We start from the raw sequence: 8,618 nt of genomic DNA on the forward strand, positions 1-8,618 counted from the left end.
GGTATCTTGGTTATCATGTTCACGCCATTGGCCCCTCCAACACTCCCCCGTGCGTATTTCTTGCTCGTTTGCGTGGTGGCCCTACTTGGTGGCCCCACCCCCCCAACCGTCGCTATCTGCGGATTCACTCCAGTCCACGCCAGCTACCCCGAGAGAAAGGCAGAAGCGGGCGTATGCGAACCACGCCTCGTCGAAGTGGAGCCGGGGCGTGCTGGCGGCCAGCGCCCGTGCCGCCGCGACGGCGTCGTAACAGAGGCCGTCGTAGGTGGAGTTGGTGAAGACGGCGTACTGGGCCTCCGGCGTGAGGGCCTCCCGGGCCAGCGGGTTGCCCGCGATCCGGGCCGCCACCGAGCTCGCCTCGAGCTCGGCTGGGGGCAGGGGCCCGGCCAGGCCGTAGCCGTTGCGGGTGGGGATCAGGTACACCGGCCGGGCGCCGGAGACGACCAGGCCGTGCAGGACGGACTTGTGGCAGTTGCGGTCCACCAGCGCGATCTCGTCGCGCGCGGCGCTGAAGTGGCCGACGACGCGGTTGCAGGTGGAGTCGCCGTGCAGGACGAAGTAGGTGAGGTCGGAGCCGAAGACCCGGGCCGCGTTGCGCTCCGCATCGCCGATCGGGCCGGTGTGCCCCAACAGCGATCCGAGCTCTTCGACGGAGAGGGACAGGTCGCTGCGGAGCAGCCGTTCCCCGAAGTAGTCGTGGAAGGCCCGGCCCACGGGTGACTTCAGGAAGGCGACACCGCCGGAGTGCGCGGGGGTGTGCCAGGAGTACTCGTGCGCGTCGTCGAAACGGCGCAGCGCACGGAAGAACGGCGGCAGGATGGCTTCCCGGTAGGCGCGGGCAGCGGTGGTGACGCGCCCCGCGATGAACGCCGGTGTGTCCTCCAGCGGCCACACGTAGCCCACCACCGACTCCGACACCCACAGCGGCAGGTGGTGCACGCCCTCGTCGGCCATCACCAGGAAAACCGGCAGATTCTGGAAACGCCGGCCGATCCCGCGCAGGACCGCCGCGCCGCCCGGCCCGCCGTCCGCGTCGCGACCGGGCGGAAGGTCCCAGGCCACCAGGGCCGCGGCCAGACCGGCCTCGGTGGCGAGTACGGCCTCGGCGTCCTCGGCGCCGACCGCCCAGCGGACTTCGAAGCCCTCCGCCGCGACGGCCTCGCCGATCTTCACCAGTTGTGCCGCGCTCGCGCCCTCGTCCCGCGGGTGCTCCCGTACCGCGACAAGGACTTTGCTCTCGGCCATGCCGTCTCCCTCTCTGGCGGTGTACCGCCCGGCCGGTGTCCGGACGCCGGGCCGGGGGAGGGGGTGTCGTAGAGGCGGACCACCCGGCCGACGGAAGCCGTGGGAGACGGTGTCGACGCAGGCTGTCCACCGGGACGGGATCCGTCGGGCAGTCCATGAGGAGCGGACCCCGGCGGACCCGTACGACCTCCAGGCCGTGCGGCGGTTGCCCGGCCGGCCTCTTTGCGGGCCCACCTGCGACGGACCACGAACGCGACGGCGTCCGCCGGGCCGGCCGCTCGTCCCACGGAGCCGGTGCACAGGAAGTGCGCGAGGGCGGGCATGACGGCTCCCTCGCCGGGCAGCACACATGACACCCGCGCCGGGCACGGCACGGGACGGACACGTGTACGAGCCGAGGAGCATCCGTGGACTGGCTGTTCATCGTGAAACCCGCGGACACCGCCCCGGACGGCGGTTCCTGCGCCAAGGACCGCATGCTGGAACTCGCCGAGACCGCGCCCCGCCGGGAGTGGTGCCTGTCCAGGTGGCGGCGCATGGCCCCCGGCGACCGTCTGTGGATCTACTTCGCCGCGCCGGTACGGGAGATCGCCGCGGTGGCCGAGATCGAGGACGAACCGTACGAGGTGGCCGGGAGCCCTCCCCAGCCGTGGCGATTCACGGCGACGCTGAACCCGGCGGCGACCCGCCGGCTGCACCGCGACCCCGTCCCGCTGCACGTCCTGTCCAACCGGCACCCGCAAGGCGTCACCCGGGTGAAGGACGGCGACCTGGGGCTGCTGCTGGACCACGCGGGTCTGTGACGGCGCTTCGACCGCGTGCCGTCCCCGTCCCGGTCCTCATCCGTGTCCTCCGTGTGAAGCCCGGCCGGGGCGGACACCGGACCCGGAGGTGCTGCCTGCCGAGCGGACGCGCCGCCCCCGTTATTCCGGCTGTGGACCGTGACCAGGGGGAAACCACGGCGTGGTGCATGCCGGTCTGCGAGGACCCTTGCCGCGGCAGCGACCGAAACGGATCTCTTGCTCGAGCGGTTCGTCTCCGAGGTCCGACCCCGGTGGAACTGCTTCCGCCGCCCCACCCGCGGTGGCCGTGAGGGCGGACAGCAGCCGGCGCCCCAGGCCGGTGCCGCGGGCGTGCGACCGTACTCCCAGCTCGTCGACCTCGAACGCTCCTACCAGAAGGTCGTTCACCCTGTCCGCGCCGAGGCACCGCATCACCTTGCCGTAGGCGCGGCCGGTACGGAACGGGGCCCGGGTGGTCCAACCCGTGGCGAAGCCGTTCACCTCGCCCCGGTCCGACAGGGCCGGCACGGCCCGGAACCCGGGGCGGCGCGCGTCCGTCTCCAGGCGGGCCCGGAAGGCCGCCCTGGTCTCCTCCACGTTCCGGTGCTCCCAAGGCGGGGCCGTGAAGACCCCGGCGTACGCCTCGGTCAGCCGGTCGGCGAGGGCGAGGACGTCCGGACCGAAGAACCTCATGGCGGGTCACCGTACCTCCCGGCGCCCGGCCCGCGGCGGGATCGGCGACCGGAGGGCCGGGCGGCGGGGAACAGGCCACGCCGGGCCACGTGCGGACGCCCGGCCCGGCCCGTTTCCGCGGACGCACGACGTGACCGCCTTCACCCGGCGTGGCCGGTCACGGATTGACGTTCATCGGGACGGTTCCCAAGCTGGTGGGAGCGGCTGGTGGAAGGGACCGTGGTCGTGAGTGGTGGGCAGAGCGAACTTCCCCGGCTGCTGACGGCAGCGGAGACGGAGGCGCCGGTGAACGCCGTCGACGTGGTCGCGGAGGACCTGCGGCGGCGTTTCCGGGCCACGAAGGTCTCCTTCCTCATCGTGGACCTGACGGGGAGGGCGGTGGCGCGGCTGTCCACCGCCGGCGTGGAGGGCGGGCGGCAGGCGGAGCGGATCCCCATGGCCGACAGCGTCTACGAGCAGGTGATCCGTACCCAGCGGCTGTATCAGGAGGCGATGGGCCGGGACCAGCGGGTGATCGTGCCGGTCACCAACCGGGGGGACGCGATCGGGCTGCTTGAGCTGTTGCTGCCGGCCCACCCCGGCGAGGAGGTCCTCGACGCGGTCGGGGAAGCCGCCCACGCCCTGTCGTACATCGTGATCGCCAACGGTCGCTTCACCGATCTCTACACCTGGGGCAAACGCTCCAGGCCCCCCACCTTGGCGGCGGAGATCCAGTACCAGCTGCTGCCCCCGTCGCTGTCGTGCGAGGCCGCGCAGTTCACCCTGTGCGGGAACCTGGAGCCCTCCGAGGCCCTCAGCGGCGACACCTTCGACTACACCCTGGACCGCGACACCCTGCACGTGTCGATGACCGACCCCATGGGCCACGACGTCGACGCCGCCCTGGCCGCCACGGTCCTGGTGGGTGCCCTGCGCGGCGCCCGCCGCGCGGGAGCCGGCCTGGCCGAGCAGGCCCGCCTGGCCGACCAGGCCCTGGCCGACCACGGCCGCGGTCACGCCACCGGACAGCTGCTGCGCGTCGACCTGCACACCGGACAGGCCCGGCTTGTCAACGCGGGCCACCCCTGGCCACTGCGCCTGCGCGAGGGGACCGCGGAGACGGTCACCTGCGAGGTGGACCATCCCTTCGGGCTGCCCGTGCCCGCGCCCCATCCCTACCGCGTCCAGGACCTCGATCTGCGCCCCGGTGACCGTCTGCTCATGCTGACCGACGGCATGTTCGAACGCCATGGGGAGAAGGTCGATCTGCTCGCCCTGCTGGAGCACACCCGGGACCTGCACCCGAGGGAGACCGCGCTGACGCTGACGTCCGCGGTCCGGGAGGCCGCCGGCGGGCAGCTCGAGGACGACGCCACCGTGATGTGCCTGGACTGGCACGGCCCCCAGGAGACCCAGCGGCACGTCAGCTCCGGTGCGGACACCCGGCAGGCCTCGGCCGGCCGCACGAAGCAGCCGTGAGCAGGGCACTCCCCCCGGACGATGCCGGGGCGGCGAACGGCTCCCGCTCGTCGGGGCATCGCCTCCGGGCACCGTGTTTCCCCTCCGGGGGCGTGGATGCCGGCCGCCGCGCCGCGGGCGGCCCTTCGTCCCGCGGGGTCAGCGGATGCCCGGGGGCTGGGCTTCCTGGGCTTCGGTGACGTCGGCGTACAGGGGGAAGACGGTGTCGGCGCCGGTGAGGCGCAGCATGTGCATGACCCGGTCGGCGGGGGCGACCAGGGAGAGGCGGCCGCCGTGCTCGTCGGCGTGGCGGCGCAGACGCAGCAGGGTGTTGAGTCCGGAGGAGTCGCAGAAGGTGATGCCGGACAGGTCCAGGATCAGGTGGGGGTGATCGTCGATCAGGGCGGTGGCCTGCCGGTGGAAGCCGGCGACGGTGTGCAGGTCCATCCTCCCGCCGGCGGAGGCGACGGCGAGCGGGCCGCGGGTTTCGACGACGTCCAGGTGCAGGCCGCTGCTCGTCATGGGGTGCTCCCCTCCCGGTGGGCTGCCGCGGGACGGCCCGGTTCGGGTACCCCGCCCAGGTCGGCCGCCTCCTCGGTGGGGCCGGGACGGGGGCCGAGCCATTGGCAGAACAGTACGGTGGCGTCGTCCTGGAGCCGGTCGTCGTGGTATTCGAGCACCGCGCGGATCACACGGCGCAGGGTCTCGGGGACGGACAGGCCGTCGGCGTGGTGGCGGATGAGGAAGTCGGTGAAGCGCTCGATGCCGAACCGGGCGTCTGCCGCGCCGCCGGCTTCGGTGATGCCGTCGGTGTAGAGCACGATGCGGTCGCCGGGCTGCAGCTGCTCGCGGCACGTCCGGCTGTCCAGACCCAGGTCGGTGCCCATCGGGTGGGCCGGAGGACACTGCAGGTGTGTGGCCCACCGGCCGTCCCGGATGAGCACCGGCGGGTGGTGGCCGCGGTTGACCCAGGACAGCATCCCCGTGCGGGTGTCCAGGGTGGCCAGGATTCCGGTGACGTAGCGCTGCTGGTCGTACTGTTCGATCAGCGCTGCTTCCACCGCTTCGCCGCAGGCGACGAGGCCGCCCCCTTGCCGGCGGGTGTTGCGGCAGGCGGCGACGGCCAGGTTGGCGGACAGGCCGGCGGCGGTGTCGTGCCCCATCGCGTCGAAGACCGACAGATGGACCAGGGGACCGTCGGTGGCGTAGTCGAAGGCGTCCCCGCTGATCTGGTAGGCCGGTTCCATCGCCGCCGCGATCACCACCCGCCCGTCGGCGTACACCCGGGGCGGCATCAGCTTCCACTGCATCTCCGCCGCGACGTTCAACGGCTTCACCCGCTCCACCCGGGCCAGGAGGTCGCTGTTCCCCCGCTTGCTGTGCAGGATCAGCGCGAGCAGCGAGGCCAGCCGCTCCATGTCCTCGCGCGCGCGATCGTCGTCGTGAACCGCGGTGACCCGCAGCACGCCCATGCGCTCGGTGCCGTCCAGCAGCGGCACCCACCAGTCACGGCCCTCCTCCGCCGCGGGTCCGGCGGGCAGGATCTGCCCGTGCTGGAAGGCCCGTCCGGCCACGGTGCCCTGGATGGGCAGCTGCCTCTGGTGGTCCTCGGCACGCACGCCATCTCCGGTCAGCAGCTGGAGCACCTGCCGCTGCAGATCCCCCAGATAGATCAGCACCCGGGGAAAACCCGCCTTCGAGGCGTTCTCGCACGCTTTGGCCGACAGCAACTCCACCGGCATCAGATGGCTGTCCGCCAGCAGGCCCGACAGCATCCGCCACCCGCCCGCATCCCTGTCCGGTCCAGAAGAAACCACGTCGTCTCCCGCCAGGAGCCGGGCACGCCCCGGCAGACACCTCCGCGTCCACTGTCCCGGCTACCCGTAATCACCGCCTGCGACCACGTTCGCCTTCCGCCGGTGACCGGACGGCGGCAGGGCCCGGGCCAGGCCGGTGGCCCCCGGGTCCACACCCGGCAGGTCCAGCTCCACGAAGAACGTGTCACCCTCGCGCCAGGCGTCCATCGGCACGCCGACCGGGTGAGCGGCCGTACCCCCAGACCCGTTCGACGAGCCGGTCAAGCTCGCGGAAGGGATCCGTACGCATCAGCATCTCCATCCCTCCTCCATGTCGTCATCCGTGTCCTTCGCTCTACTTCTGATGCACCACGCCACGAGAAAATTGACATAGGCAGACTCAATTTTTTGGGGTACGTGAGGTGGTGGTGCGTCGTGGTCGTGCAGCGGCGCCGCGCCGCGAGCGCCCATCGCCACGTCAGGGCGGACGTACCACCGGATCGCCGTGGTCGATGCGCGGATGTGTCGTCAGGGCTGGTGAGTTGCAAGGGGTGCCGGTGGGGCCCTTCTGTGCCGGACGTGCGGGCTCCCGCCCGGGTGGGTGGCGCGAGCGTCCGCTCACTCTCCTCGGCAGAAGCTGAGTCGTATCGTGTCAACTTGACGCAGTGCTCACTTGTCAAATTTTTGACGGGCGGGTATATGAAAGGGCGGGACCTGGCCGGCCGGATCGAGCGGGCCAGGGAGTGCGACATCCACGCGAGTGAAGGGAGAAGCAAGGAGATGCTCGCGCGCAGCGGCGCCCTCGGCGATCTCGACCGTCTTCTGCACCAGCTCACGCACACGGCCGCCCCCGCGGACGGAGCCTTCATCCCGGCGGACGCCTGGCGCGACGACCAGGCCCTCTACCTCCAGTTCGACCTGCCCGGCATGGACCCGGCCGGCATCGACCTGACCGTCGAACGCGGCACGCTGACCCTGACCGCGCAGCGTCCCTCCCCGGTCCCCGAGGGCGCCCAGCCGGTGCTGGCCGAACGCCCGACCGGCCGCTTCACCCGCCGTCTGACCCTGTCCGACGCCCTGGACACCGACGCCCTCGACGCCCGCTACGACAACGGCGTCCTCACCCTGCGCGTCCCGCTCGCCGCACACGCCAAGCCCCGCAAGATCGCCATCACCGGCGGCGAGCGCAAGCAGCTCACGGCCTGACGCCCGTCCGGCTCCGTACGCAAGCAGGTCACGCCGAAGACGAAAGGGGTTCGATCGATGAGCGCCCTGCTGTGGCTGCTCGTACCGCTGTCCACCGGCATCGCCGCCAGTGTCTGGGCCTGGGGCACCGGCCGCCGCACGCCCGGCCCGCCCGACATCGACACCTGGCAGGACCTCGACCGCTACCAGCAGCTGCGGGCGGTCATGAGCGGCACGGCGCACCGCTGACGCGGGCGACGCCGCGGCTCCCCTTCCGGCCCACCGGAGTGAAGCGGCACGGGGTCACCCGGCATGGATCACCGTGGTGGAAGCATTCGAAGGGTATGGAATGTGCGATCTACCGACAGCGGACGGGTGAGAGCGAGCAGGTCGACTGCCGGCAGGCGGACGGCGGATGCCAGGTGACGCTGGACCGTCTGGCTGCGCTGAAGCCGGGAGAGTTCGCCTGGATCCGCATGGACGAACCCTCCCAGGACGAATTGCAGCGGCTGGGCAAGTACCTGGACCTGCACCCCCTGGCGATCGAGGACGCCGTACAGGCCCACCAGCGGCCGAAGTGGGAACGCCACGGTGACGTGCTCGCGATCGCCCTGAAGACGCTGTGGTTCGTCGAGGAGAGCGCGGACGTCGAGACGGGCGAGGTGATGATCTTCCTCGGTCCGGACTTCGTCCTGACGGTACGGCACGGGGCGGACGACCCGACGCTGGAGGCGGCACGACGGCTGCGGCAGCAGCCGCAGATGGCGCGGCTGGGGCCGGTCGGCGTCCTGCACGCGGTGACCGACGTGATCGTCGACGCCTATGCGCAGGCCGCGCTCCAGGTGCGCACGGACCTGACCGAGCTGGAGCGGTGCGTGTTCTCGCCGGCCCGCGAGGACGTCACGGAGAAGATCTACACGCTCAAGCGCGAGGTGGTGGAGTTCCGCGACGCCGTCCAGCCGTTGGTGCCGGTCATGCAGCACCTGACCGTCTCCGCCGATCACTGGCCGCACGAGGTGGAGCCGTACTTCAGGGACGTGGCCGACAACCTGACCCGCACCGACACGGAGGTGCGCGCACTGGACGACCTGCTTGGCTCCGTCCTCGACGCCCATCTGGCGAAGGTGAGCACCTGGCAGAACGACGACATGCGCCGCATCTCGTCCTGGGCGGCCATCGTGGCCACGCCCACCCTGGTCGCGGGGATCTACGGCATGAACTTCGCCCACATGCCGGAGCTGGACTGGGAGTTCGGTTATCCGTTCGCGCTGGCGGTGATGGTGCTGGCCGCGGGGCTGCTGTACCGGGCCTTCCGCCGCAACGGCTGGCTGTGACCGTGCCGTGCGTCGGAGTGGCCCCCGGGTGGTCGTTTCCTGAGCGCCGGGAGGGACCGGCCGGCCACGCGGCCCCTCCGCACCGGCCCAGCGGCGCGGTCCGCGCGTGACACGTCCGTCTCGATGAGACGCGGGCGGCCCCTCGC

General features: G+C 71.8%; 8 protein-coding genes and 2 pseudogenes. 5 read left to right on the plus strand and 5 right to left on the minus strand.

What is annotated here, in order from left to right; all coding sequences use genetic code 11:
- Positions 1 to 162: 162 nt before the first annotated feature.
- Positions 163 to 1,245: pseudogene (locus tag AB0L29_RS22700) on the minus strand (Orn/Lys/Arg decarboxylase N-terminal domain-containing protein); the annotation flags it as partial.
- A gap of 407 nt (positions 1,246 to 1,652) precedes the next feature.
- Between AB0L29_RS22700 and AB0L29_RS22705 the strand changes: the two are divergent.
- The gene (locus AB0L29_RS22705) at positions 1,653 to 2,048 is read left to right on the plus strand and encodes a hypothetical protein (protein ID WP_365829537.1); all 396 of its coding nucleotides are present in this window, start codon (positions 1,653 to 1,655) and stop codon (positions 2,046 to 2,048) included.
- A 120-nt stretch (positions 2,049 to 2,168) separates the two neighbouring features.
- On the opposite strand, the gene AB0L29_RS22710 is transcribed toward AB0L29_RS22705, so the two are convergent.
- A complete protein-coding gene (locus AB0L29_RS22710) occupies positions 2,169 to 2,720 on the minus strand; it encodes a hypothetical protein (protein ID WP_365829538.1) in 552 nt (183 codons plus the stop codon).
- Between the two features lie 225 nt (positions 2,721 to 2,945).
- Between AB0L29_RS22710 and AB0L29_RS22715 the strand changes: the two genes are divergently transcribed.
- Complete coding sequence (locus AB0L29_RS22715; RefSeq protein ID WP_365829539.1) at positions 2,946 to 4,178, plus strand: PP2C family protein-serine/threonine phosphatase; 1,233 nt, start codon at positions 2,946 to 2,948, stop codon at positions 4,176 to 4,178.
- 138 nt (positions 4,179 to 4,316) lie between these two features.
- Here AB0L29_RS22715 and AB0L29_RS22720 read toward each other — a convergent pair whose 3' ends face one another.
- The 3 genes and pseudogenes from AB0L29_RS22720 to AB0L29_RS22730 form a co-directional block, all read right to left on the minus strand.
- Complete coding sequence (locus tag AB0L29_RS22720; protein ID WP_365829540.1) at positions 4,317 to 4,679, minus strand: STAS domain-containing protein; 363 nt, start codon at positions 4,677 to 4,679, stop codon at positions 4,317 to 4,319.
- Positions 4,676 to 5,932: a PP2C family protein-serine/threonine phosphatase gene (locus tag AB0L29_RS22725; RefSeq protein WP_365829552.1), complete on the minus strand. Its 1,257-nt coding sequence runs from the start codon at positions 5,930 to 5,932 to the stop codon at positions 4,676 to 4,678. Before AB0L29_RS22725 ends, AB0L29_RS22720 begins: the two co-directional genes overlap by 4 nt.
- 186 nt (positions 5,933 to 6,118) lie before the next feature.
- Positions 6,119 to 6,269 (minus strand): annotated as a pseudogene (locus tag AB0L29_RS22730) (Hsp20/alpha crystallin family protein); the annotation flags it as partial.
- Between the two features lie 383 nt (positions 6,270 to 6,652).
- Between AB0L29_RS22730 and AB0L29_RS22735 the strand changes: the two are divergent.
- The 3 genes from AB0L29_RS22735 to AB0L29_RS22745 all read left to right on the plus strand — a co-directional run bounded on the left by AB0L29_RS22735 (position 6,653) and on the right by AB0L29_RS22745 (position 8,472).
- Positions 6,653 to 7,159, plus strand: a complete 507-nt coding sequence (locus tag AB0L29_RS22735) for an Hsp20/alpha crystallin family protein (protein WP_365829541.1) — start codon at positions 6,653 to 6,655, stop codon at positions 7,157 to 7,159.
- Positions 7,160 to 7,216: 57 nt separating this feature from the next.
- The gene (locus AB0L29_RS22740) at positions 7,217 to 7,387 is read left to right on the plus strand and encodes a hypothetical protein (RefSeq protein WP_365829542.1); all 171 of its coding nucleotides are present in this window, start codon (positions 7,217 to 7,219) and stop codon (positions 7,385 to 7,387) included.
- A 95-nt stretch (positions 7,388 to 7,482) separates the two neighbouring features.
- Positions 7,483 to 8,472 (plus strand): magnesium and cobalt transport protein CorA, encoded by a 990-nt coding sequence (locus tag AB0L29_RS22745; protein ID WP_365829543.1) that lies wholly within the window; start codon positions 7,483 to 7,485, stop codon positions 8,470 to 8,472.
- Positions 8,473 to 8,618: the final 146 nt, after the last annotated feature.

The sequence above is a fragment of the Streptomyces sp. NPDC052701 genome, assembly GCF_040678355.1.
Classification (GTDB): Bacteria; Actinomycetota; Actinomycetes; order Streptomycetales; family Streptomycetaceae; genus Streptomyces.

Coding starts and splice junctions, on each gene's coding strand:
- AB0L29_RS22710 (WP_365829538.1), bottom strand. CDS start 2,720: ATGAGGTTCTTCGGTCCGGACGTCCTCGCCCTCGCCGACCGGCTGACC.
- AB0L29_RS22720 (WP_365829540.1), bottom strand. CDS start 4,679: ATGACGAGCAGCGGCCTGCACCTGGACGTCGTCGAAACCCGCGGCCCG.
- AB0L29_RS22725 (WP_365829552.1), bottom strand. CDS start 5,932: ATGCTGTCGGGCCTGCTGGCGGACAGCCATCTGATGCCGGTGGAGTTG.
- AB0L29_RS22735 (WP_365829541.1), top strand. CDS start 6,653: ATGAAAGGGCGGGACCTGGCCGGCCGGATCGAGCGGGCCAGGGAGTGC.
- AB0L29_RS22740 (WP_365829542.1), top strand. CDS start 7,217: ATGAGCGCCCTGCTGTGGCTGCTCGTACCGCTGTCCACCGGCATCGCC.
- AB0L29_RS22745 (WP_365829543.1), top strand. CDS start 7,483: ATGGAATGTGCGATCTACCGACAGCGGACGGGTGAGAGCGAGCAGGTC.